This window comes from Cognatiluteimonas weifangensis (genome assembly GCF_003416885.1).
Lineage (GTDB): Bacteria > Pseudomonadota > Gammaproteobacteria > Xanthomonadales > Xanthomonadaceae > Cognatiluteimonas > Cognatiluteimonas weifangensis.
In genome coordinates this window covers 44,728-65,356 of the sequence record NZ_QVPD01000001.1, presented here as the reverse complement: position 1 = coordinate 65,356, position 20,629 = coordinate 44,728, and the positions used below count along the sequence as shown (strand labels likewise).

26 protein-coding genes are annotated in these 20,629 nt (G+C 71.5%); 11 read left to right on the top strand and 15 right to left on the bottom strand.

What is annotated here, in order from left to right; genetic code table 11:
- Positions 1 to 44 precede the first annotated feature (44 nt).
- The 11 genes from D0Y53_RS12490 to trxA all read right to left on the bottom strand — a co-directional run bounded on the left by D0Y53_RS12490 (position 45) and on the right by trxA (position 8,321).
- Positions 45 to 617 (bottom strand): hypothetical protein, encoded by a 573-nt coding sequence (locus D0Y53_RS12490; protein ID WP_147318966.1) that lies wholly within the window; start codon positions 615 to 617, stop codon positions 45 to 47.
- Positions 618 to 710: 93 nt separating this feature from the next.
- Positions 711 to 1,532 carry a hypothetical protein gene (locus D0Y53_RS00295; RefSeq protein ID WP_117201124.1) on the bottom strand — a complete coding sequence of 274 codons (822 nt, stop codon included), beginning with the start codon at positions 1,530 to 1,532 and terminating at the stop codon, positions 711 to 713.
- A gap of 81 nt (positions 1,533 to 1,613) precedes the next feature.
- A complete protein-coding gene (locus tag D0Y53_RS00290; protein WP_117201123.1) occupies positions 1,614 to 1,805 on the bottom strand; it encodes a hypothetical protein in 192 nt (63 codons plus the stop codon).
- Positions 1,802 to 2,035, bottom strand: a complete 234-nt coding sequence (locus D0Y53_RS00285) for a hypothetical protein (RefSeq protein ID WP_147318965.1) — start codon at positions 2,033 to 2,035, stop codon at positions 1,802 to 1,804. The genes D0Y53_RS00290 and D0Y53_RS00285 overlap by 4 nt, the downstream gene beginning before the upstream one ends.
- A gap of 128 nt (positions 2,036 to 2,163) precedes the next feature.
- Complete coding sequence (locus D0Y53_RS00280; RefSeq protein WP_117201121.1) at positions 2,164 to 2,781, bottom strand: FmdE family protein; 618 nt, start codon at positions 2,779 to 2,781, stop codon at positions 2,164 to 2,166.
- A gap of 143 nt (positions 2,782 to 2,924) precedes the next feature.
- On the bottom strand, positions 2,925 to 3,074 hold the full coding sequence (locus tag D0Y53_RS12930) for a hypothetical protein (RefSeq protein ID WP_199491977.1): 150 nt from the start codon (positions 3,072 to 3,074) through the stop codon (positions 2,925 to 2,927).
- A gap of 157 nt (positions 3,075 to 3,231) precedes the next feature.
- Positions 3,232 to 4,044: a queuosine precursor transporter gene (locus tag D0Y53_RS00275; RefSeq protein WP_117201120.1), complete on the bottom strand. Its 813-nt coding sequence runs from the start codon at positions 4,042 to 4,044 to the stop codon at positions 3,232 to 3,234.
- A gap of 56 nt (positions 4,045 to 4,100) precedes the next feature.
- The gene (locus D0Y53_RS00270; RefSeq protein ID WP_117201119.1) at positions 4,101 to 4,778 is read right to left on the bottom strand and encodes a DUF502 domain-containing protein; all 678 of its coding nucleotides are present in this window, start codon (positions 4,776 to 4,778) and stop codon (positions 4,101 to 4,103) included.
- A gap of 70 nt (positions 4,779 to 4,848) precedes the next feature.
- Positions 4,849 to 6,909 carry a bifunctional serine/threonine-protein kinase/formylglycine-generating enzyme family protein gene (locus D0Y53_RS00265; protein ID WP_158550540.1) on the bottom strand — a complete coding sequence of 687 codons (2,061 nt, stop codon included), beginning with the start codon at positions 6,907 to 6,909 and terminating at the stop codon, positions 4,849 to 4,851.
- Positions 6,910 to 6,980: 71 nt separating this feature from the next.
- Positions 6,981 to 7,430: a DUF4442 domain-containing protein gene (locus D0Y53_RS00260; protein ID WP_117201378.1), complete on the bottom strand. Its 450-nt coding sequence runs from the start codon at positions 7,428 to 7,430 to the stop codon at positions 6,981 to 6,983.
- Positions 7,431 to 7,442: 12 nt separating this feature from the next.
- Positions 7,443 to 8,321, bottom strand: a complete 879-nt coding sequence (gene trxA, locus D0Y53_RS00255) for a thioredoxin (RefSeq protein ID WP_117201117.1) — start codon at positions 8,319 to 8,321, stop codon at positions 7,443 to 7,445.
- Between the two features lie 155 nt (positions 8,322 to 8,476).
- Here trxA and D0Y53_RS00250 point away from each other — a divergent pair, with 155 nt between their 5' ends.
- From D0Y53_RS00250 to D0Y53_RS00235, 4 genes are read left to right on the top strand one after another with little or no spacing between them, the layout of a single operon-like run.
- The gene (locus D0Y53_RS00250; protein ID WP_117201116.1) at positions 8,477 to 9,127 is read left to right on the top strand and encodes a hypothetical protein; all 651 of its coding nucleotides are present in this window, start codon (positions 8,477 to 8,479) and stop codon (positions 9,125 to 9,127) included.
- Positions 9,124 to 9,342, top strand: coding sequence for a helix-turn-helix transcriptional regulator (locus D0Y53_RS00245; protein WP_117201115.1), 219 nt, complete (start codon positions 9,124 to 9,126; stop codon positions 9,340 to 9,342). The genes D0Y53_RS00250 and D0Y53_RS00245 overlap by 4 nt, the downstream gene beginning before the upstream one ends.
- The gene (locus D0Y53_RS00240; protein WP_117201114.1) at positions 9,339 to 10,232 is read left to right on the top strand and encodes an acyl-CoA thioester hydrolase/BAAT C-terminal domain-containing protein; all 894 of its coding nucleotides are present in this window, start codon (positions 9,339 to 9,341) and stop codon (positions 10,230 to 10,232) included. The genes D0Y53_RS00245 and D0Y53_RS00240 overlap by 4 nt, the downstream gene beginning before the upstream one ends.
- On the top strand, positions 10,229 to 10,792 hold the full coding sequence (locus D0Y53_RS00235) for a DUF998 domain-containing protein (RefSeq protein ID WP_117201113.1): 564 nt from the start codon (positions 10,229 to 10,231) through the stop codon (positions 10,790 to 10,792). Before D0Y53_RS00240 ends, D0Y53_RS00235 begins: the two co-directional genes overlap by 4 nt.
- 24 nt (positions 10,793 to 10,816) lie before the next feature.
- Here D0Y53_RS00235 and D0Y53_RS00230 read toward each other — a convergent pair whose 3' ends face one another.
- Together D0Y53_RS00230 and D0Y53_RS00225 are read right to left on the bottom strand one after the other, a co-directional pair.
- Entirely contained in the window at positions 10,817 to 11,302 is a 486-nt protein-coding gene (locus D0Y53_RS00230; RefSeq protein WP_117201112.1) for a thioredoxin domain-containing protein, read from the bottom strand.
- A gap of 4 nt (positions 11,303 to 11,306) precedes the next feature.
- Positions 11,307 to 11,564, bottom strand: a complete 258-nt coding sequence (locus D0Y53_RS00225) for a SemiSWEET transporter (protein ID WP_233511569.1) — start codon at positions 11,562 to 11,564, stop codon at positions 11,307 to 11,309.
- A gap of 301 nt (positions 11,565 to 11,865) precedes the next feature.
- Here D0Y53_RS00225 and leuS point away from each other — a divergent pair, with 301 nt between their 5' ends.
- The 6 genes from leuS (at position 11,866) to rlmH (ending at position 18,050) form a co-directional block, all read left to right on the top strand.
- On the top strand, positions 11,866 to 14,721 hold the full coding sequence (gene leuS, locus D0Y53_RS00220) for a leucine--tRNA ligase (RefSeq protein WP_117201110.1): 2,856 nt from the start codon (positions 11,866 to 11,868) through the stop codon (positions 14,719 to 14,721).
- A 63-nt stretch (positions 14,722 to 14,784) separates the two neighbouring features.
- Positions 14,785 to 15,330: an LPS-assembly lipoprotein LptE gene (locus D0Y53_RS00215; protein ID WP_117201377.1), complete on the top strand. Its 546-nt coding sequence runs from the start codon at positions 14,785 to 14,787 to the stop codon at positions 15,328 to 15,330.
- 16 nt (positions 15,331 to 15,346) lie between these two features.
- Entirely contained in the window at positions 15,347 to 16,399 is a 1,053-nt protein-coding gene (gene holA / locus D0Y53_RS00210) for a DNA polymerase III subunit delta (RefSeq protein WP_117201109.1), read from the top strand.
- A gap of 4 nt (positions 16,400 to 16,403) precedes the next feature.
- Positions 16,404 to 17,069: a nicotinate-nucleotide adenylyltransferase gene (gene nadD / locus D0Y53_RS00205; protein WP_117201108.1), complete on the top strand. Its 666-nt coding sequence runs from the start codon at positions 16,404 to 16,406 to the stop codon at positions 17,067 to 17,069.
- Between the two features lie 47 nt (positions 17,070 to 17,116).
- Positions 17,117 to 17,554, top strand: coding sequence for a ribosome silencing factor (gene rsfS / locus D0Y53_RS00200; protein ID WP_117201107.1), 438 nt, complete (start codon positions 17,117 to 17,119; stop codon positions 17,552 to 17,554).
- A 22-nt stretch (positions 17,555 to 17,576) separates the two neighbouring features.
- The gene (gene rlmH / locus D0Y53_RS00195; protein ID WP_117201106.1) at positions 17,577 to 18,050 is read left to right on the top strand and encodes a 23S rRNA (pseudouridine(1915)-N(3))-methyltransferase RlmH; all 474 of its coding nucleotides are present in this window, start codon (positions 17,577 to 17,579) and stop codon (positions 18,048 to 18,050) included.
- Positions 18,051 to 18,168: 118 nt separating this feature from the next.
- Here rlmH and D0Y53_RS00190 read toward each other — a convergent pair whose 3' ends face one another.
- The gene (locus D0Y53_RS00190; RefSeq protein WP_117201105.1) at positions 18,169 to 18,843 is read right to left on the bottom strand and encodes an energy transducer TonB; all 675 of its coding nucleotides are present in this window, start codon (positions 18,841 to 18,843) and stop codon (positions 18,169 to 18,171) included.
- A 239-nt stretch (positions 18,844 to 19,082) separates the two neighbouring features.
- On the bottom strand, positions 19,083 to 19,763 hold the full coding sequence (locus tag D0Y53_RS00185; RefSeq protein WP_117201376.1) for an SIMPL domain-containing protein: 681 nt from the start codon (positions 19,761 to 19,763) through the stop codon (positions 19,083 to 19,085).
- 212 nt (positions 19,764 to 19,975) lie between these two features.
- Between D0Y53_RS00185 and D0Y53_RS00180 the strand changes: the two genes are divergently transcribed.
- Positions 19,976 to 20,545, top strand: coding sequence for a Maf family protein (locus D0Y53_RS00180; RefSeq protein WP_117201104.1), 570 nt, complete (start codon positions 19,976 to 19,978; stop codon positions 20,543 to 20,545).
- Positions 20,546 to 20,629 lie beyond the last annotated feature (84 nt).

Sequence of the window (20,629 nt, the reverse complement as noted above, 5' to 3'; positions counted from 1 at the left end):
AAGCCGTGCCGCGAAGAGGCATCGGCTTGAATGATTTGTCCAGCCTAGCCACCGTGGAAGCAGCGCTCCAAATCTGGATCAATTGCAAAAATTTCCCCACGAAGCGTGGCAATTTCTTGCTCGAACTCTGCCATGGTATCGATGCCGCAAGATTCTAGTTCTTCGTCCGGCCAGACGGTTGAGAGTGAGCTAAGAGCATTATCGCCTGCTGCTTTGTGGTGGCTAATTGCCGTGGCGATTGCGTACACCGCTAACTCACCAAGCAGCAATTGACCAGCGAACGTTGTTGGGACTTGGCCTGGACCAAAAAGGGTTGTTGGGTTCACTAGGCGGCCATCCTTGCCGCGAAATCCATGAGCCAGCATTGAAGATCTCGCGCGCGATATGCCCCGCCAATCCCGGATGCGACGAGTTGCTGGTTCTGCGGCAATAAGGGTGCGCCTGATTTCAAGGGATGAGCCAAGCCGCTCAAGCCGTTGCCACTCTTGAAGGAAGGAAGAAACAAGAATGAGGGGGTAGTTGGCAAGGCAAGTCTTAGCCTCTTGGTCGTGCCGGTATCGCTTGAACGTTCGCAAGCATGGTTCTAGCTGATTCTTGAGCCCAGCCAGAACCAGCATCACTTCTTCCAGTCGACTTAAACCTGTCATGGCCCCTAACGCCTGAATTAAGCCGACCCGCGAAGCGGGTTCGGCTTGAATGAATTGTTAGCCTTACAGCCCGCCAACCATGCTCTTGAAGCGAGCTCGATGCTCTTTCCGTGACGCGAGCTCACTCACAAGGAATGCTAGACACTCGCTAGTAGCTCTGGCCTTCTTTAGACACTCAGCCTCCGAGAGGCTGTGCACACCCTCACTTAGCACCTGATACAGCCGGCCCAGCGGATTAAGGCCGTCTGGCTGCAAATGGCTGGGAAGCGCTAGGTTTGCGACCCTGATCTTGTCGCTCATTGGCGAATCATCTCGAAGAGATTGAATTGCCTTGAGCGTTTCGGAGGCCTCTCCAGATGCTTGCGCATCTTCCTGGATCAGGTCTAGCATGCGACTGATGTTGTTCTCTACGACGCGCCTAAAGTAAGCGAAAGCCGCAATGCCATATTCATGGCTGAGGCATATCACAGCCTTCTCGTAGTTGTCCCGGTCGTCCTTTAGAAACTTCTGCAAGATCTTGTCACGGGGAATATTGCCACGCGGCAACTCCCCATATTTTTGGATCTTGATGGTCTCGTCATCCAAAACCTGCTCGACTAAGTACGTTCTCTTGGATTTTTTGCAGGAAACGCAAGTGAAGCTGAAGTAGGACGTGCCTGTCTTTAGCGCGGCGATGGCCATGCCAGCCCCACCACCCCGAGGCTGGAGGTCGTGGAATGGGCGAATCTGACCACAGACATCGCAGTACGAGTCGATCTCGTTAATGTGCAGGCTGGAGCGATTGACGCTTGGCCTCTTGAAATGCCTCCATGAGTACAGTGGAGCGTGCTCAAGAAACATCTTGATGTCGGCGTCAGTCAGGATTAAGAGATCTTCGGCACTCATCGAGCTTTCCAGTAAGGCTAACAATTAATAGATCTCAGAAAAGGGGATATGCCGGCTGGTTACCATCCGCAAGCCCGTCCCTCAAAACCACACCACCAGCAGCACGCTGACCGCCGCGTAGATCGCGATCAGCGTCCAGAATCCGTTGGGGTCCTCGTTGCGGTGCCAGCTGCGGCCGCCGGCGCCGCTCTTGCCGTAGACGCGGCCGCGCCAGGCGCTGTAGGCGGTGTACAGGCCGAGCAGCACGCCGAGCAGGTCGAACAGGTGTTTCATCGCTGCAGCCGCGCGACCAGCAGCCGCAGCAGGCCGATGCCCAGCAGCAGGGCGCCGACCGGCACCGCGACCACCAGCAGCAGGCCCAGGCCGATCGGATTGCCGTCGGTGGGGCCGAGCAGGGTATAGAGCAGCAGCGGCGCGGCGCCGAGCACGATCACCAGCGCGCCGGCCTTGAGGAAGCTCGCCGCTGACCAGCGGCGCAGCAATCGGGATTCCAGATCCGGCATCGGCGCCTCCCCGGCACGCGTGCGCTGGCGCCACGATAGCAGCCGTCGCGGCCGGGCGCAGGAGCCGACGGACGCGTGCGGTGCAGCGCGGGCCATGGCGGCCCGCGGCGGGGAGCGTGGGTGTCGCTTCAGGCCGCCAGGCGGGTGACCCGGACCACGCGGGGATCGTCGGCGAACTCCAGCAGCAGGCGCCGCACGCGCTCCTGCCAGCCGTCGGCGAAGGCCTGCTTCTGTGCGTCGTTGGCGACGCCCTGCAGGATCGCGCCCAGCAGCTCGCGCACGTGGGGGTTGCCGGGCACCGGCGAGGTGTCCAGTTCCACCGCGACCGTGGCGCCGGTGTCGCGGCGGCGGAAGGTGATCGCGCCTTCGTCGTGGCGGCCGGCGTAGTCCAGCAGGCCGTTGCGCGCGTGGCGCCCGGCGATGCCGTGGAAGCCGTTGTCGGCGGCGGCGCCGGTGAGCAGGGTCAGCACCTGGGCGATCACGCCGGTGGTGCCTTCGCTGGCGGGCGCGGGCATCGACACTTCGATCTGGCCGCGTTCGGCGGGACCATCGGGATACAGCGCCTGCAGCGCCGCGCGTCCCATCAGATAGGCGCCGGCCACGGTCGGGCAGGAATGGCCGGCCAGGCGCACCGCGTCGGCGTAGGTGTAGTCGATGCGGCCATCGCCGGAGGCGCCCAGCAGTTGTGCCAGCGCGTCGTGGGTATGGATCACCGGTGCCTGCGCGAAGAAGGCGGGAAAAGCCATGGCAATGTTCCCCGTAAACGGAAACCATTACCGTAGGCCGCACCGCCGTTGCGCGACATGATCTGTATCAAGCGCGCATCCGCGGGGAGCGCGCAGTGCCGGCCGCGGACGCGCATGCAGCGCGCGCGCGGCCGGGGCGCGGGTTACCAGGCGGAGCGTTCGGGCCCCATCGTCCAGCCGGGCGGATCGCTGGCGGGGAAGCTCTGGTCGAGTTCGCGGTCGATCACGGCCTCGCGTTCCTGGGCGTCGTGCTCGCTGCGCGCGACGGCGTAAGCGCTATCGGAGACGGACATGGAAGACCTCCTGTGTTTGTGTCTTCGCCCCCACGGTGCGCGGCGCCTGCGCCCGTCGCCCTGATCTGGATCAATCGCAAAGCACACTTCGCCGGGCACCGTCAAGAGACCAGGATCCAGTGCCCGATGCGGCACTACGCGCGTCGGACGGCGCGGCTCAGCCGGCTGCAGCGCGCAGGCGCAGGGCGTCTGCGCGCGCGCGGCCGAGGTAGCGGTGGATGCCGGCGCGCGCCAGGTACAGCAGCGGGATCAGCGCGATCGCGGCCAGCATCTTGTAGCCGTAGTTGAGCGTGCCCACCGCCAGGAACAGCGAGGTCGGCCAGTGCTGCGGGCCGATCACGAAGGCGATGTACAGCACCACGAAACTGTCCACCAGCTGCGACACCGCGGTGGAGCCGGTGGCGCGCAGCCAGGCGTGGCGCTCGCCGGTGGCGCGGCGGATGCGGTGGAACACGTGGACGTCGATCAGCTGGCCGACGATGAAGGCGATCAGCGAGCCCCAGATCGTCCACAGGCCCTGGCCGAACACCGCGGCGAACGCGGCCTGGTAGTCCGGCACGCCCTCCTCGGCGACCACCGTCACCCACCACGACGCCGGTGCCAGGTGGATGGCGACGAAGGCGAACACGAAACCGTACGCGATCAGCCCCGCCGCCAGCCAGCTGATCAGCCGCACGCCGCGCTTGCCGTAATACTCGTTGACCGTGTCGGTCATGATGAACACGATCGGCCACAGCAAGGTGCCGGCGGTGAAGTTGAGCGAGCCGCTCTGGCCGAACAGGTTCCATTCCAGCGGACGGATGCCCAGGGTGTCCTCGAGCGCGAAGATCTTGACCCCGATGAACTCGGCCAGCACCGCGTTGACGCAGAAGAACGCCGCCAGGCCGACGAACAAGCGCACGGCGCGGTCGTCGAGCAGCGCCAGGCCGGCGCTGCGCAGGCCGGACTGGCCGTGTTCCGTGGATTGCATGCGTGCCCCCGGTTGTCGTGCCGAATGGATGCCGCCACCGCGCGCGGCGACGGTGTTCACTCCGGGGCGATGGTGGCGGCCGGCGCGGCGAACGGAATCGAGTCCGGCGACACCGCGCCGCCGGAGATGATGAAGCTCATCGCCTGGTCCACGGTCCAGTCGGTCGGCGTGATCTTCTCGATCGGCACGATCTCCAGGTAGCCGGAAGTCGGGTTGGGCGTGGTCGGCACGTACACCGCGGCCAGCTCGCGGCCGGTGCCCTGCTCGCGGATCACGCGGGTGACGAAGCCGACCGACTTCATCTGGTCGTGCGGAAAGTCGATCAGCACCACGCGCTGGGTGCCGTCGGGCTGGGTCTGCAGGATGTCGAGCAGCTTGCGCGCGCTGCCGTAGATGGTGCTGGCCAGCGGGATGCGCGCGACCAGCGCCTCGAACCAGCGCAGCATGCGCTGGCCGAACATGCGCCGCGCCATCCAGCCCGCCAGCAGGATCACCGCCAGCGTCGCCAGCAGCGCGATCGCGGTCTGCACCCAGGGATCTTCCAGCCAGCGCAGCGCCGGATCGGCGACGGCGAGGTTGTGCAGCAGGGTGCCGGTCAGCGGCCGGCTGGTGTCCGACAGCAGCACGAACACGAACTTGACCACGACCCAGGTCAGCCAGATCGGCAGCAGGGTCAGCAGACCGGTGAGGAACAGCCGTTGCAGGCGTTGACCGGTGGACAGGGGCGGGCGCATGCGTGGATTGTAGGGTGCGTCGCGGTCCGCCGTCGCGGCGGCGTGGCGCAAGCCGCGTGGCGGAGCCGTGCTACAGCTCGCGCACCAGGCGGAAGCCGACGTCGTCGTAGCCGCGCGCGGCCTCGCGCGCGGCGTCGGCGCCGCCGCGCCAGCTGCGGCCGCGAGTCAGGCGTTCGCGGCAGCCGTCGCGGCATTCGCGCAACCATTCGGCGACCGGTTTGGCGCCGCCGCCGGCCGGCAGTGCGCCGGCCTCGGCCGCGTCCGGCAGCCGGTAGCGGTGGCCGCTGCGCTGGCTCAGCCAGCGCGCGTAGGCGTCGGCATCGGCCCAGGACACGCACACCACCGGCTGGCCCGGCGTCGTCGCGAAGCCCGGTTCGCGCCAGGAGATCGGCTTGACGATGCGCAGCGGCGACAGCCGTTCGCGGCACAGCGCGGCGTCGCGTCCGGTGGCGCTGGCGAAGCGCGCGTACTCGGCGTGGCTGACCTCGCTGCGGGCCACCGCGATCATGCCGTCGCCGGTCGCGACCAGGCGCATGTCCGCCTCTCCGGGCAGCGCGTCGCCGCTGCGCGGGATCGCCTGCGCGCGCGCGCGCAGCGCCTGGCTGGCGGCGGCGTCCAGGCCCAGCGCGCGGGCGCTGTCGGCCAGCCGCAGTGCGGTGTCGCGGTCGTAGTGCGCGGCGGCATCGGCGATGCGTGCATCCAGCGCCTTGGCGACGCGCGCGCGCAGCTGCGCCAGCGCGGCCGGATCGCCGTGGGGCGCGGCCGCGCTCAGCTGCGCGGCGCGGTCGACGTAGTCGCGCGCGCGCGCGGTGTCGCCGCTGCGGATGCGGCGCTCGGCCTGCTCGGCGAAGGCGCCGAGCAGCGCCGCGGTCGCCGCCGGCAGGCGCGGGTGGCCGGCGTCGGCGTGCCAGGCGGCGAGCAGGCTGTCGTAGGCGTTGGCGCCCCGGGGCGCGGTCAGCGCGTGCGCGCGCAGTTGCTGTTCGGCGGCGGTGATCCAGCGCTCGGCCGGAGACACCGGCAGCGGCCGCAGCATCGGGTCGGTGATGTCGCCGAGCAGGCCGGGGGACGCCGGCGCGCTGCGCTCGGCGCCGGGCACGCGGAAGAAGCGCTCGTCGCCGCCGCCCTGGCGCAGGGCGAAACCGATGCCGGCCGCTCCCAGCAGCAGCACCGCCAGCCACGCCGCCCGCGGCCAGTGCCGGACCCGGGCGAGGCCGCGCTGCACGCCGGCCAGCGCGCGCGTCAGCGGCTGGCCGCCGCGCAGCGGCACCCGGTCCAGCGCCTCGCGCATGCGCTGCGCGTTGTGGAACCGCTGCGCCGGCGATTTCGCCAGCGCCTTGTCGAGGAACCGCTGCCAGTGGCGCAGCGGCCGCGGCAGCCGCGGGATCGGGTCCTGCGCGTGCATCACCGCCATCGACAGCGCGTCGCCGGCCATGTACGGCAGCTTGCCGGTGAGCATTTCCCAGGCCAGCACGCCGACGCTGTAGAGGTCGGCGCGGGCGTCGACCTCCTCGCCGCGCGCCTGCTCCGGCGCCATGTATGCGGTGCTGCCCACGGCCATCCCGGCGGTGGTGACGCGCGGGCCGAAGCCGCGGCGCAGGGCGATGCCGAAGTCGGCCAGCAGCGGCCGCTCGGCTTCGTCGAACAGCACGTTCTCGGCCTTGACGTCGCGGTGCACCACGCCGCGCGCGTGCGCGTAATCCAGTGCCGACAGCAGCGCGTGCAGGATCGCGCGCACCCGGGCGTGGCCGTTCTCGTGCCCGTCCTGGGCGAACTCGCGCTGGCCGAGGTGGCCGCGGGCGAGATAGGGCATCGCGTAATAGGGCAGGCCGGCCCGGGTGCGGCCGACCTCGAAGATGCCGACGATGTGCGGGTGCTCCAGCCGGGCGATGGTGCGCGCCTCGTTCTCGAAGCGGCGGCGGCTGACCTCGTCGGCCAGCGCCTCGGGCAGCATCACCTTGATCGCGACCTCGCGTCCCAGCGATTCCTGGCGGCCGAGGTACACGGTCGACATGCCGCCGGCGCCGAGCACGCGCAGCAGCCGGTAGCCGGCGATCTCCGGCAACGGCACGCCGTCGGGCGCGTCCCCGGGGGCGGGCGTGGCGGCGTCTGGGTCTGGCGGTGTGGCGGACATCCGGGCCCCCGGTTGCGGAGCGCCGAGCATACCGCCCCGCGGCGAGTCTGCGGGCGCTTCGGGGCGGGCGGTCAGCGCCCGCGCTTGCGCCGCAGGTACAGCTGCTTGCGCACGCGCGCCACCACGGCGCCGCCGGCGTCGTGGACCGGGGTCTCGAACCAGCGCAGCACCTTGTCGCCGCCGGCGGTGGCGGCGCGCAGCTCGTCGAGCACGGCGTCGTCGAGGCGGAACTCGGCGGCCACGGTGCCGCGCGCCGGCTTGTCGAAATCGATCGTCGCGGCGCGGTCCCAGACGATGTGGTCCTCGCCCAGCGCGTGCAGCGCCAGCAGCATCCAGAACGGATCGGTCATCGCGAACAGCGAGCCGCCGAAGTGGGTGCCGACGTAATTGCGGTTCCACGGCCGCATCCGCAGTTCCACCCGCGCGTGGCGGAAGTCCGCGGCCAGATGCGAGACGTGGATGCCGGCGCACAGGAACGGCGGCCACAGGTTGAGCGCATGCCGCAGCGTGCGCGCCGACAGCCTGCGCACCGGTTACACCAGCAGCAGCGACGACATCCTGCGGCGGTAGCGGCCGACCAGGTCCTCGTCCTCGACGATGCGGAAGGCGTCGATCAGCGCCTTTTTCGGCAGCCCGTCGTCGAAGTCGCGGTTGCGGCCCAGCATTTCCATGAACTGCTCCAGCCCGGCCTCGGCGTCGCCGGCGACGATGCGCTGCACGCCCAGCAGGTGGCGTGCGCGCAGGTCGTCGGGGTTGGCGGCGATCGCGGCCTGCAGCGTTTCCGGCGGCGGCGCGTCCTGCAGCAGCGCGGCGAAGTCCAGCCGCGCATGCGCCTTGACCGCGCGCTCGTCGGTGGCCAGGTTGGCCGGCAGCGCGTCCAGCAGCTGCCGCGCCTCGTGCGCGCCGCCGATGGCCAGCAGCGCCAGCGCCAGATCGAGCTTGAGCTCGGCCTGCTCCGGCGCGGCCTCGACCGCCTTGCGCAGGCGCATCACTTCGGCGTGCGGATCCAGCGGCGCGGCGGCCGCTTCCGGCGCCGGCGCGGTGTCCGCCGGCACGCCCGGCGCGATGCCGTGGTGGCTGAGGAACTCGCGCAGCTGCGCTTCCGGCAGCGCGCCGGGGAAGCCGTCGACCAGTTGCCCGTCCTTGACCAGCATCACCGTCGGGATCGAGCGGATCTGGAACGCGGCGGCCAGCTGCTGCTCCTTGTCGACATCAACCTTGGCCAGCTCGAACGCGCCGTGGTAGTCGGCGGCGAGCTTTTCCAGGATCGGGCCGAGGGTCTTGCACGGCCCGCACCACGCCGCCCAGAAATCCACCAGCACCGGGACCTGCAGCGAGCGCTGGATGACGTCGGCCTCGAAGCGGTCGGTGGTGGCGTCGAACACGTGCGGCCTGGCGGGGGCGGTGGGCATGGGCGGGTCCGTGGGGGATTTGGTGGTCGAGATGGTGGCACCGGGGCGGGAATCCAACCGCGGCGGGATGTCGCGGGAGTGATGTAAAAAATACTTGACATCGTACTTTCCCGATGTAATGTACAGGTTACATCAAGTCCGCTACAGGTGACATCATGGCATGGCTCCCGCCGCGTACCCAGCTCATCGCTTCCCTGCTGCTCGCGGGCATCGGCCTGTGGCTGTTCTTCGGCGACGGCATCGAGATCGTCGGCATGGCCTTCGGCTTCGTCGGCGTCTGGGTGTTCTGCGCTGCCGTCTGGCTGCTGGTCGATGCCGTCCACCGCATCCCCCGCAGCGAAGCGGAACTGGCGATCGCGCCGGGCGAATGGCAGGCCTGGATCGGCACGGCTTTCCTCGCCGCCGTGCTGGCGGCGATCGTCGTCCACCTCGACGCTTTCGCCGCGCCGGTGCCGATCCAGCACAACCCCGACGCCGGTGCCGCCGGCAGCGGCATCGGCACCCTGTTCGTGGCGTGGCTGGTGCTGGCGTACGTGTTGAAGCAGCGCTGGAAGGGCAGCGTGCTTTCCGACGAACGCGACCTGCGCATCGAACAGATGTCTTCGAACTGGGGCCGCGGCGCGACCATCGCGGCCGTGGTCGGCGTCGCGCTGATGCTGGGCTTCAGCCCTGCCGATCGCCTGCAGCAGTTCAGCTACCCGATGCTCGCGCAACTGCTGATGGGCGCGTTGGCGCTGGGTGCATGGTTCGACCACGCTGCGGCGGCGGTGCTGTACTGGCGCGACCGGCGCGCGGCGGCGGCATGAGCGGCACCCCGGTCGGCAACGACATCCGCCGGCTGCGCTTCGAGCGCGGCGAGATGACCCAGCAGGCACTGGCGGACGCCTGCGGCGTGACCCGGCAGACCATCATCGCGCTGGAGGCCGGCAAGTACGCGCCGTCGCTGGAGCTGGCGTTCCGGATCGCGCACGCGCTGGGCGTGCGCATCGAGGACGTGTTCCACTGGAGCAGGCCGCAATGAAGGTCCTGAAATGGTTGTCGGTTTCCGCCGTGGTGCTGGCGTGTGCGCTCGGCGCATGCATGTGGTGGGTGGTGGCGAGTTTCGATACGCGGACCCTGCCGGCGAACCATGGCGAGGTCGTGGCGGAGCTTTACGCCGGCGACGACGCGCGCGGCGCGGCCCGGCGCCCGCTGCTGGTCGGCCTGGGCGGCGCCGAAGGCGGCAATGCCTGGGCCGGCCCGGCATGGAAGCGGCAGCGCGACCGTTTCCTCGAACAGGGTTACGCGGTGCTGGCGCTGGGTTACTTCGGCCTGCCGGGCACGCCGGAAAAGCTGGACCGCATTTCGCTGGACGGCCTCCACGCTGCGATCGTCGAGGCCGCCCGCGATCCGCGTGTGGACGGCCGCTGCGTGGCGCTCATCGGTGGTTCGCGCGGCGCCGAGGCGGCGTTGCTGCTGGCCAGCCACTTCCCCGGCATCGACGCGGTGGCGGCGCTGGTGCCCGGCAGCGCGGTGTTCGCCAGCGGCACCAACGCGATGGTGACTCCGGCCTTCTCGCTGCACGAGGCGCCGCTGCCGTTCGTGCCGGTGCCGTGGAGCACGACCTGGGACCTGCTCACCGGCAACCTGCGCGGCGCGTTCGAAACGATGATGCGCGACGCCGGTGCGATGCAGCGCGCTGCGATCCCGGTGGAGCGCATGCGCGGGCCGGTGCTGTTTGTCTCGGCTACCCGCGACGAAGTATGGCCGTCGGCGGAGATGGCGCAGGCGATGCTGCAGCGCTTGCAAGCGCATGGTTTCCCTCACGTCGCCGAGCATGTCGCGGTGGACGGCGGCCACGCCGAGCCGCTGGACGAGTTCCCGCGGATCGAGGCCTTCCTCGCGCGCCACTTCGCGCGGGCCTGCCGATGAGCCGCTGGCTGCGCCGTGCCCCGTGGCTGGCGGCCGCGCTGGCGCTCGCCGCGGCTCTTGTCGGCGGCGCGGCCCGGGAGGGCTATTCGCAGCTGCAGCATCCGCTCGCGCTGCTGGGCGCGCGCGGTGCTCCCGGCGGCGACTGGTTCAACGCGCTGGGCTTCGTCCTGCCGGGGCTGCTGCTGGCGGCCGCCGGCAGCGCATGGCGCGCGCGCATGCAGGCGGCGGGCTGGCGGGTGCGGATCGGCGCGACTCTGGCGGTGTTCTCGGCGCTGGCATTCGCTGCGCAGGGCGTGTTTCCGCTCGATCCGGAGCACCTCGCCGCGGGCAGCAGCCGTTACCACGTCGCGGCGTGGACGCTGTGGTGGGTGGCGTTCGCGCCCGGGGCGGCGCTGCTGGCGGGCGGCACGCGCCCGCGCTGGCGGCACGCGGTCGCAGCGACCGCCGTACCGTGGTGCGCGCTGGTGCCGCCGGCGCTGGTGGGCGATGCGCTGGCGCTGCGGCTGGGGTTCGCGGTGTGGTTCGGCTGGTGGCTGTTCGCGTTGCGCTGGCCGCGCTGAGCCGCGGGGCGGCGGGCACGGGCCTCAGGCGTCGGCCGGTTCCGCCAGCAACGTCGCGATCTCCGCGCCCAGGCGCAGGTCGTCGAGCAAGCCGAAGTGCTGCCGCCGCAGGTTGCCGCGGCGGTCGATCAGGCACAGCGTCGGCGTGCCCTGCATCGCGTAGGCCTGCATCGTCAGCGGCAGCGGATGCGCGGCCGGGTCGTCGTCGCGGTAGGCGTCCACGCCGACCGGGTAGCCGATCCGGTTCTCGTGCAGGTACACCGCCAGCGAATCCGGCCCCATCGCGTGGTGGTGCTCGAACACGGTATGCAGGCCGACGATCGCCAGGTCGGTCTGCGCGAACGCCGCCGCCACCTTCTGGCTCTGCGGCAGCGCGTGCTGCACGCAGCCCGGGCACAGCATCTGGAAGGCGTGCAGCAGTACCGGGCGGCCGCGCAGCGATTCCAGGGTCAAGGCGTCGGCGTTGAACCAGTGCGACACCGACCAGGCGGGAGCGGGGCGTGCGTTCATCGGCTCATCCGTGTTTCAGCTTGAGTCCGAGGATCGTCGCCGCCAGCGCGAAGGTGACGATGTTGGACAGGATCATCGGCCAGGAGCCCAGCGCCACGCCGTAGCCGAACCAGCAGGCGATGCCGGCGGTGAACACCGCGTACATCGCCAGCGACAGGCCGCGGGTGTCGCGGCTGCGGATGGTCTTCAGCGCCTGCGGCACGAACGCGACCGTGGTCAGCACCGCGGCGAGATAGCCCAACCATTCCATGCCTGCACCCATCGGGAGTCGGCGCCGATGATAGCCGTCGCCGCCGGCCGCAGCCGCGCCGCGCCCCATGGCAGTGGCCCCGTCGGCGGTGCCGGCGGCCCGCCGCCCCCGGGGCTTGCGGCAGCGGCCGGAGGCGGCGGCTGCGCGGCGGGGGCGCGCGGGCCGTGCCGGAAGGCGGGCAGGCCCGTGGATATGAGGCCTGTGGACCTCTGAGGCGCTGCCGGCACGCAGGTGGGCAACGCAGCCCGCGCCGCGTTGGCGGCTTTTTGTGCACTGCGGTAGGCTTCCCGGTCTTTCCCCGTAGCCGCGCGCCGTGTCCACCGATCCCGCCAGTTCCGCCGCCAGCCCCGATCCCGCCGCGTACCGGCCCGCTGCCGTGGAGTCCGCCGCGCAGCAGTTCTGGACCCGGACCCGCGCCTTCGAGGTGACCGAGGATCCCGCGCGCCCGAAGTTCTACTGCCTGTCGATGCTGCCCTATCCCTCCGGCGCGCTGCACGTGGGCCACCTGCGCAACTACACCATCGGCGACGTCATCAGCCGCTACCGGCGCATGTGCGGCGACAACGTGCTGCAGCCGATGGGCTGGGACGCCTTCGGCCTGCCGGCCGAAAACGCCGCGATCAAGCGCAACACGTCGCCGGCGAAATGGACCTACGCCAACATCGAGCACATGCGCGCGCAGCTGAAGTCGCTGGGCTATGCGATCGACTGGACCCGCGAGTTCGCCACCTGCCGGCCGGAGTACTACGTCCACGAGCAGCGCATGTTCGTGCGGCTGTTGAAGCAGGGGCTCGCGTACCGGAAGAACTCGGTGGTCAACTGGGATCCGGTCGACCGCACCGTGCTCGCCAACGAGCAGGTGATCGACGGCCGCGGCTGGCGCTCCGGCGCGGTGGTGGAGAAGCGCGAAATCCCGCAGTGGTTCCTCAAGATCACCGACTACGCGCAGGAGCTGCTGGACGGCCTGGACACGCTGGAGGGCTGGCCGGAGTCGGTCAAGACCATGCAGCGCAACTGGATCGGGCGCAGCGAGGGCCTGGAGTTCGCCTTCGACCTGGACGGCGGCGACGCGCAGCTGCGGGTGTTCACCACGCGTCCGGACACGCTGGCGGGCGTGACCTTCCTCAGCATCGCCGCCGAGCATCCGCTGGCGCAGCAGGCGGCACAGTCGGATCCGGCGCTGGCGGACTTCATCGCCGGGCTCAAGCGCGGCGGCGTCTCCGAGGCCGAGCTGGAGACCCAGGAAAAGCGCGGCATGGATACCGGCCTGCGCGCGCTGCACCCGCTGACCGGCGAGAAGCTGCCCGTATACGTCGCCAACTTCGTGCTGATGGGCTACGGCACCGGCGCGGTGATGGCGGTGCCGGGGCACGACCAGCGCGACTGGGAATTCGCGCGGCAGTACCAGTTGCCGGTGAAGCTGGTGGTGGTGCCGGCGCCGGTGCGCGACGCGCTGCAGGAAATCGCCCGTGACCTGGCCGGCGGCCACAGCGACCCGATGCAGGCCGCGCTGGCCGGCGACCTGGGCGCGGTGGACGTGTACGCCACCGGCGCGGCGGTGCAGGTGGTGGAGGCGTTCCGGCAGCGGGTCGCCACCGAAGGCGCCTGGACCGAACGCGGCTGGCTGGTGAATTCCGGCGACCTCGACGGCATGGACTACCGGCAGGCGTTCGACGCGCTGGCCGCGCGCTTCCAGGCCGAGGGCCGCGGCGTGCGCCGGGTCAACTACCGCCTGCGCGACTGGGGCGTGAGCCGGCAACGCTACTGGGGCTGCCCGATCCCGGTGATCTACTGCGACGCCTGCGGCGCGGTGCCGGTGCCCGAGGAGCAACTGCCGGTGGTGCTGCCCGAGGATGTCGCCTTCAGCGGCGTGCTGTCGCCGATCAAGGCCGACCCGGAATGGCGCAAGACCACCTGTCCGCAGTGCTCTGGTCCGGCCGAGCGCGAGACCGACACCTTCGACACCTTCATGGAGTCGAGCTGGTACTACGCGCGCTACACCTCGCCCGGCGCGGCCGAACAGATCGACGCGCGCGCGAACTACTGGCTGCCGGTGGACCAGTACATCGGCGGCATCGAGCACGCGATCCTGCACCTGCTGTATTTCCGCTTCTACCACAAGCTGCTGCGCGACCAGGGCCTGGTGGCCAGCGACGAGCCGGCGACGCGGCTGCTGACCCAGGGCATGGTGATCGCCGACACTTATTACCGCGAGACCGGCGGCCACCGCGAATGGATCAACCCGGCCGATGTCGAGGTGCAGCGCGACGAGCGCGGCCACGTCGTCGGCGCGGTGCTGAAGGCCGACGGCCAGCCGGTGCGGATCGGCGGCACCGAGAAGATGTCCAAGTCCAAGAACAACGGCGTCGATCCGCAGGCGATGGTCGACAAGTACGGCGCCGACACCGTGCGCCTGTTCTCGATGTTCGCCGCGCCGCCGGAGCAGTCGCTGGAATGGAGCGAGGCCGGGGTCGAGGGCATGGCGCGGTTCCTGCGCCGGTTCTGGCGCGAGGTCGTCGCGCATGCCGCGCAGCCCGATCACCCGGCCATCGTTCCGGCCGCGGGCCGCACCGATTCCCTTCCCCCCGCGCAGCGGGGAGAAGGTGCCCGAAGGGCGGATGAGGGGCAGCCGGCGTCGTCGCAGGTCGACCTTGCCCGGTTGACCGCCGCGCAGAAGACCCTGCGCCGGCAGCTGCACGAGACCATCCTGAAGGTCGGCGACGACTACGGTCGCCGCCACAGCTTCAACACCGCGATCGCCGCGCTGATGGAGCTGCTCAACCACGTCGCGAAGTTCGACGACGCGAGCGACCAGGGCCGCGCCGTGCGCCACGAGGCGCTGGAAGCGATGGTGCTGCTGCTCAACCCGGTGACCCCGCACATCTGCCATGCGCTGTGGCAGACGCTCGGCCACCCGGAGACGCTGCTGGAGGACGTGCCGTTCCCGCGCGCCGACCCCACGGCGCTGGCGCGCGAGGCGCTGACCCTGGCGGTGCAGGTCAACGGCAAGCTGCGCGGCACCATCGAGGTCGCGCCGGACGCCCCGCGCGAGGCGATCGAGGCCGCGGCGCTGGCCGCGCCGGCGGTCGCCCGCTTCCTCGAGGGGCAGGCGGTGCGCAAGGTGATCGTGGTCCCGGGCAAGATCGTCAACATCGTCGCGGCCGGCTGAATGCCCGCGCCGCGCGACGTCCGCCGTCTTGCCGGCATGGCCGCCCTCGTCCAGACTGCACCGATGATCCGACCCGCCCTGAGCGCACTGCTGACCACGTTGCTGGCGCTGAGCCTGTCCGCCTGCGGCTTCCACCTGCGCGACGCGCTGTTGCTGCCGCCGGACCTGGGGCCGCTGCGGGTCGCCGCGCGCAACCCGGACAGCATGCTGGTGCTGGCGCTGGAACAGTCGCTGGCGCGCGCCGGGGCGACCCTGGCAACGGACGACGCGGCCGCCACCCTCAACGTGGTCGGCGAGCGCTGGGGCAATACTCCGATCAGCGTCGACCAGTTCGGCCGCTCGCAGGAGTTCACCCTGCGCTACGCGGTGATCTTCAACCTGCGCCGCGCCGACGGCAGCGACCTGGTGCCGCAGCAGGCGATCGAGCTGTCGCGCGACTACATTTCGGTGCCGACCAGCTCGGCCGGCACCGAGGGCGAGCGCGAGATCCTGGCGCGCGAGCTGCGGCGCGAGATGGTGGCCTCGATCCTGCGCCGGATCGATGCGGTCGCGCGCCTGGCACAGGCCCCGGTGGCGACCCCGGCGCAGACCCCGGTCGCGGCGCCCTGACGGCGCCCCGCGGCGCATGGACACCAGCCCGGAACAGTTCGCCGCGCGCGTGGCCCGCACGCCGTTGGCGCCCGCCTACCTGATCGCCGGCCAGGAACCGCTGCGCGTGCTCGAGGCCGCCGACGCGGTCCGCGCCGCGGCGCGCGCGCAGGGCATCGCCGAGCGCGAAGTGTTCATGGCCGAAGGCCAGCAGCGCGAGCCGGACTGGGACGCGCTGGTCGCCAGCTTCCGCGCGCCCAGCCTGTTCGCCAGCCACCGCCTGCTCGAGTTGCGCCTGCCCACCGGCAAGCCAGGCACCGAAGGCGCCAAGGCCATCGTCGAGTTCTGCAGCGACCCGCCGGCCGATGTCTGCCTGCTGGTCACCTGCCAGGAGTGGAGCAACAAGCACGGCGGCAAGTGGAGCGAGGCGCTCGGCCGCATCGGCGTCGCCGTGGTGGCGTGGCCGGTCAAGCCGCACGAGCTGCCGGACTGGATCGACCGCCGCTTGCGCGCGCGCGGGCTGCAGGCCGACCGCGCCGCCGTGCAGCGGCTGGCCGAACGGGTCGAGGGCAACCTGCTGGCAGCCGCGCAGGAGATCGACAAGCTGGCGCTGCTGGCCGACGGTCAGCCGCTGGACGTGGAGCGCATGGACGCACTGGTGGCCGACTCGGCGCGCTTCGACGTGTTCCGGCTGGTGGACGCCGCGTTGAACGGCAACGGCGCCCAGGTCGCGCGCGTGCTCCGCGGCCTGCGCGCCGAGGGCGAGGCGGTGCCGGCGCTGCTGGGCATGGTGGTGATGGAATTGCAGCGCGGCGCGGCGCTGGCGCGGGTGCGGGCGCGTGGCGGCAACCTCGGCGCCGAGTTCAAGGCGCAGCGGATCTGGGATTCCAAGCAGGCGACCTACCAGCGGGCGCTGGCACGCCATCCCGCGTCGCGCTGGGAGCGGTTCGTGGCCGAGGCCGGTCGCGTGGACCGGATCGCCAAGGGCCGGGGCCGGCCCGGGCTCGATCCCGGCGATGCCTGGCTGCAACTGGAGCGCCTGCTGCTGGCGGTCGCCGCGCCCGGGGCCGCGACGCTGCTGGCCGACTGAGCCGATGCCCGGCTTGCGCGTCCTCTACGGCGGCACTTTCGATCCGGTGCACAACGGCCACCTGGCGATCGCGCGCGCGGCACGCACCGCGCTGCAGGCCGAGATCCACCTGATGCCGGCCGCCGACCCGCCGCATCGTCCGCCGCCCGGCGCCGCCGCCGGCGACCGCGCGGCGATGCTGCAGCTGGCGCTGGCCGGCGAGCCCGGCCTGCGCCTGGATCTGCGCGAGCTGCAGCGCGGCGGCCGCTCCTACAGCGTCGACACCCTGCGCGGGCTGCGCGGGGAACTGGGCGCGCAGGCCCCGATCGCGCTGCTGCTGGGGGCCGACAGCTTCCTCGGCCTGCCAGCCTGGAAAGCCTGGCGCGAGCTGTTCGGACTTGCCCATTTCGTCGTCGCCAGCCGTGCCGGCGCCCCGCTGGACGCCGAGCTGCCGCCCGCGCTCGCTGCCATGCTGCAGGACCGCGTGGTCGCGGCTGCGGACGCGCTGCGCGCGCATCCGGCCGGCCGCGTGCTGTACCTGCGCCAGCCGCTGCACGCGCAATCGGCCAGCGACATCCGTGCGCGCATCGCCGGCGGACGGCCGTGGCGCCATCTGCTGCCGGCGGCGGTGGCCGACTACATCCGCGCCCGCGGCCTGTACGCGCCGGGCGCCGGCGTCAACGGGCCGTGACCGGGCCCCGGGTATAATCGCCGCCCGTTTCCCGACCGCAGACGCCCTTGACCAGCCAAGCCCAGGTCATCAAGACCCAGTTGCCGAACCCGCCGCCGCCGATCGATGCGCTGCTGCAGACCGTGCACGCCGCCGCCGCGGAGCTCAAGGCCAGGGACGTCGTGCAGATCGACGTGCGCGGCAAGAGCAGCGTCACCGACTACATGATCGTCGCCTCGGGCACCTCGACCCGGCACGTCAAGTCGATCGCCGAGGAAATCGTGCGTTTCGCCAAGCGCCTGGACGTGCAGCCGCTGGGCGTGGAAGGCGAGGGCGAAGCCGAGTGGGTGCTGGTGGACCTGGGCGACGTCGTGGTCCACGTGATGCTGCCGCGGGTGCGCGAGTTCTATGCGCTGGAGCGGCTGTGGACGGTCGGCGACCAACCGCCGGAAGGCATCGACGAATACGGCGACACCGGCGGGATCGCGGCCGCGGACCGCGCCTGAACGCCTGGCGGGCGCCCGGCCGATGAAGGCACGCCTGATCGCCGTCGGCGAACGCGCGCCCGCATGGGTGGCGGCCGGGTTCGCCGAATACCGCAAGCGCCTCTCGCATTGGCTGCCGCTGGAACTGGTGGAAATCGAACCGGGCCTGCGCGGCAAGGGCCGCGATGCGGCGCGCGCGACCGCCGACGAGGGCGCGCGGGTGCTGGCGGCGCTGCCCAAGTCCGCGCAGGTGGTGGCGCTGGACGGTCGCGGCAAAGCATGGACCTCCGAACAGCTGGCGCAGCGCCTGCAGCATTGGCGCGGCGGCGGCCGCGACCTGGTGCTGCTGATCGGCGGTCCGGAAGGCCACGCGCCGCAGGTGCTGGCGGCGGCGGACGAGACCTGGTCGCTGGGCCCGCTGACCCTGCCGCACATGCTGGTGCGGTTGCTGGTGGCCGAGCAGCTGTATCGCGCCGCGGCGCTGCTTGCCCATCACCCGTACCACCGCGGGGCCTGAGCGGGCACGCGAGGCACGGCGGGTTGCCCTTGGCGTCAAAGCCTTCCTCCGCCATGGCGCGGGCGCGCGGCCCGCACGTCCGTGTGCGGGTCGCGTGCCGGGCGCGTGCCTGAGCCGCTCAGCGGCGGTCGAGGCGGAAGTGGATCGGCACCAGACCGAGCGCCTGCACCGGATGGCCGTCGCGCAGCGCCGGGCGGAAACGCCAGCGCGCCAGCACCTGGTCGCGCGCCGCGGCATCCAGGCGGCGGTCGCCGCTGCTGCGGTGGATGTCGACCTGCAGCGGTCGGCCGTCGACGTCGACCAGCACCTGCAGCAGCACGGTGCCTTCCACCCCCATGCGTTGCGCCGCGCGCGGGTAGGCCGGTGCCGGTGCCTGCGCGTATTCCAGACGCAGGCCCGACGGCGCGGCGGGCGGCTCGAGCGTGGGCGCGCCGGCGGGTTCCGGCGCCGGCGCCGAATCCGGCGCCGGTGCGCTGCCGTGCTCGACCAGGACCGGGATTGCTGCGGTCGGCGGCTGGCGCGGTGCCAGCGTGGCCGGGGCCGGGACCGGCGACGGCGGTTGCGGCCGGGCAATCGGGACCGTCGGCGGCGGCACCGGGGGCTTGGGCGGCGGCAGGTACCAGGAGATGGTCGGCAGTTGCAGGCCCGGCACGGTCGGCGCCGGGGGCGTCCGCATCGGCACCAGCAGCAGCATCAGCAACAGCGCATTGGCGGCGATCGCGGCGGACTGGCCGGCGATGCGGCCGGCGTCCGGATGCAGACGCGACACGGGACGTGGCAGGACATGCGACATGGCTCACCTCCGGGCTGACGGGCGTGTGGCTGGGAACGCGTCGACGGCGGCGATGGGGTTGCGTGGCTCCCCCGCGCCGCCGCAAGCCGAATGTGCTCCGTACCAGTCCGTATGGAGTGTGAAGGCGCGCACGGAATCCCCGCGCGATGGCGCTGTGCGCGGCATGGGGCCGGACGGGATCCGCCCGGCTTGCTCCGATCCGGCGCCGCCGCGGGTGTGCCGACTTCCGTACCCGCGCGTCAGCGGCCCAGCTCGAACACCACGTCGAGGTGGGCCGTCAGCGTGGTTTCCCCGGGGGCGATGGCGGTGTCGGCCTCGGTCTTGGCGCGCGCCATGGCCAGCATCGGCAGCGGCGGCTGGAACCCGGCGCCTTCGCTGATGCTGACGATCCGCCGCACCCGCAGGCCCAGCGCCGCCGCGTACATCGCCGCGCGCGCCTGCGCCTTGTCCAGCGCGCTGCGGCGGGCCTCGTCGTAGGCCGCGTCGGGCTGGTCGATCTCGAAGCCGGGACCGTTGACCTGGTTGGCGCCGCTGGCGACCAGCGCGTCCAGCACCTGGCCGAGCCGGGCGAGATCGCGGACCTTGAGGTTGACGGTGTTGCTGGCCTGGTAGCCGGTGATCGCCGGCGCCTGGTTGTCGGCGTAGCGATACTGCGGGTTGAGGGCGACGCCGCTGGTCTGGATGTCGCGCTCGGCGATGCCGGCGGCGCGGATCGCCGCCAGCACCTTGTCCATCCGGGTGGCGTTGGCGCGCATCGCCGCATTGGCGTCCGCGGCCTGGGTGACGACACCGGCGGAAATGGTGGCCACGTCCGGCACGCGACGGGCCTGCGCCTGCGCCGAGACCGACAGCAAGGTGCCGTCGCCGGCGAGGGCGGCGGGCGTCTGCGCGGACGCGGCGGCGGCGACGCCAGCGGCCATCAGGGCCAGGACGGCGGCGAACCGCCAAGGCAGGCGGGCCCGGCGCGGAAGGGACGCGGACGGGTGCGGGCGGCGGTGGGGCAGGGCCATGCGGGTCTCCGGTGAATGCGGAAAAGAGTGGGTGCGCCGGAGTGAACGGGCGGTGAGCCGCGACGGGGTTGCGTGCCGCGGTCGGCGGCGGGGCGTCGCGGGTGCGGGTTATTCTTCCGCCGATGCTGTATCTCGCCTCGCAATCCCCCCGCCGCCGCGAGCTGCTGGCCCGTCTCGGGCTGGCGTTCGCGCCGCTGGACATCGACGTGCCGGAGCAGCGCCAGCCCGGCGAGCCGCCCGAGGACTACGTGCGCCGCGTGGCGCGCGAGAAGGCCGGAGCCGGGCTGCTGCAGGTGATGGCGGTGGCCGGGGCGCACGTGCTCGGCGCCGACACCGAGGTCGTGCTCGACGACGAGGTCTTCGGCAAGCCGCGCGACGCCGCGGACGCCGCCGCGATGCTGCGGCGCCTGTCCGGACGCACGCACCGGGTGATCTCGGCGGTGTCGCTGGTGTCGGCCGCGCGCGAGGCGCAGGCGGTGTCGATTTCGGAAGTGAGCTTCGCGGTGCTGGACGCCGCCGCGATCGCCGCCTACGTCGCCACCGGCGAATGGGACGGCAAGGCTGGCGCCTACGCGATCCAGGGCGCGGCGCAGGCGTTCGTCGCGCACCTGTCGGGCAGCCATTCCGGGGTGATGGGCCTGCCGCTGTACGAAACCGCACGCTTGCTGCGCGCTGCCGGGCTGCTGAAATGAACGTTGCGAGCGGCGTCGGCAGACGGCCCCGGTCCCATCCTGTCCGGCCTTCGCGCATGGCGCTCCGGCGTTCGTCGGGATGCG

Excerpts from the sequence above, each read along its gene's own strand:
- D0Y53_RS12490 (WP_147318966.1), bottom strand. The coding sequence starts at position 617 with ATGCTGGTTCTGGCTGGGCTCAAGAATCAGCTAGAACCATGCTTGCGA.
- D0Y53_RS00295 (WP_117201124.1), bottom strand. The coding sequence starts at position 1,532 with ATGAGTGCCGAAGATCTCTTAATCCTGACTGACGCCGACATCAAGATG.
- D0Y53_RS00290 (WP_117201123.1), bottom strand. The coding sequence starts at position 1,805 with ATGAAACACCTGTTCGACCTGCTCGGCGTGCTGCTCGGCCTGTACACC.
- D0Y53_RS00285 (WP_147318965.1), bottom strand. The coding sequence starts at position 2,035 with ATGCCGGATCTGGAATCCCGATTGCTGCGCCGCTGGTCAGCGGCGAGC.
- D0Y53_RS00280 (WP_117201121.1), bottom strand. The coding sequence starts at position 2,781 with ATGGCTTTTCCCGCCTTCTTCGCGCAGGCACCGGTGATCCATACCCAC.
- D0Y53_RS12930 (WP_199491977.1), bottom strand. The coding sequence starts at position 3,074 with ATGTCCGTCTCCGATAGCGCTTACGCCGTCGCGCGCAGCGAGCACGAC.
- D0Y53_RS00275 (WP_117201120.1), bottom strand. The coding sequence starts at position 4,044 with ATGCAATCCACGGAACACGGCCAGTCCGGCCTGCGCAGCGCCGGCCTG.
- D0Y53_RS00270 (WP_117201119.1), bottom strand. The coding sequence starts at position 4,778 with ATGCGCCCGCCCCTGTCCACCGGTCAACGCCTGCAACGGCTGTTCCTC.
- D0Y53_RS00265 (WP_158550540.1), bottom strand. The coding sequence starts at position 6,909 with ATGTCCGCCACACCGCCAGACCCAGACGCCGCCACGCCCGCCCCCGGG.
- trxA (WP_117201117.1), bottom strand. The coding sequence starts at position 8,321 with ATGCCCACCGCCCCCGCCAGGCCGCACGTGTTCGACGCCACCACCGAC.
- D0Y53_RS00250 (WP_117201116.1), top strand. The coding sequence starts at position 8,477 with ATGGCATGGCTCCCGCCGCGTACCCAGCTCATCGCTTCCCTGCTGCTC.
- D0Y53_RS00245 (WP_117201115.1), top strand. The coding sequence starts at position 9,124 with ATGAGCGGCACCCCGGTCGGCAACGACATCCGCCGGCTGCGCTTCGAG.
- D0Y53_RS00240 (WP_117201114.1), top strand. The coding sequence starts at position 9,339 with ATGAAGGTCCTGAAATGGTTGTCGGTTTCCGCCGTGGTGCTGGCGTGT.
- D0Y53_RS00235 (WP_117201113.1), top strand. The coding sequence starts at position 10,229 with ATGAGCCGCTGGCTGCGCCGTGCCCCGTGGCTGGCGGCCGCGCTGGCG.
- D0Y53_RS00230 (WP_117201112.1), bottom strand. The coding sequence starts at position 11,302 with ATGAACGCACGCCCCGCTCCCGCCTGGTCGGTGTCGCACTGGTTCAAC.
- D0Y53_RS00225 (WP_233511569.1), bottom strand. The coding sequence starts at position 11,564 with ATGGGTGCAGGCATGGAATGGTTGGGCTATCTCGCCGCGGTGCTGACC.
- D0Y53_RS00215 (WP_117201377.1), top strand. The coding sequence starts at position 14,785 with ATGATCCGACCCGCCCTGAGCGCACTGCTGACCACGTTGCTGGCGCTG.
- holA (WP_117201109.1), top strand. The coding sequence starts at position 15,347 with ATGGACACCAGCCCGGAACAGTTCGCCGCGCGCGTGGCCCGCACGCCG.
- nadD (WP_117201108.1), top strand. The coding sequence starts at position 16,404 with ATGCCCGGCTTGCGCGTCCTCTACGGCGGCACTTTCGATCCGGTGCAC.
- rlmH (WP_117201106.1), top strand. The coding sequence starts at position 17,577 with ATGAAGGCACGCCTGATCGCCGTCGGCGAACGCGCGCCCGCATGGGTG.
- D0Y53_RS00190 (WP_117201105.1), bottom strand. The coding sequence starts at position 18,843 with ATGTCGCATGTCCTGCCACGTCCCGTGTCGCGTCTGCATCCGGACGCC.
- D0Y53_RS00185 (WP_117201376.1), bottom strand. The coding sequence starts at position 19,763 with ATGGCCGCTGGCGTCGCCGCCGCCGCGTCCGCGCAGACGCCCGCCGCC.
- D0Y53_RS00180 (WP_117201104.1), top strand. The coding sequence starts at position 19,976 with ATGCTGTATCTCGCCTCGCAATCCCCCCGCCGCCGCGAGCTGCTGGCC.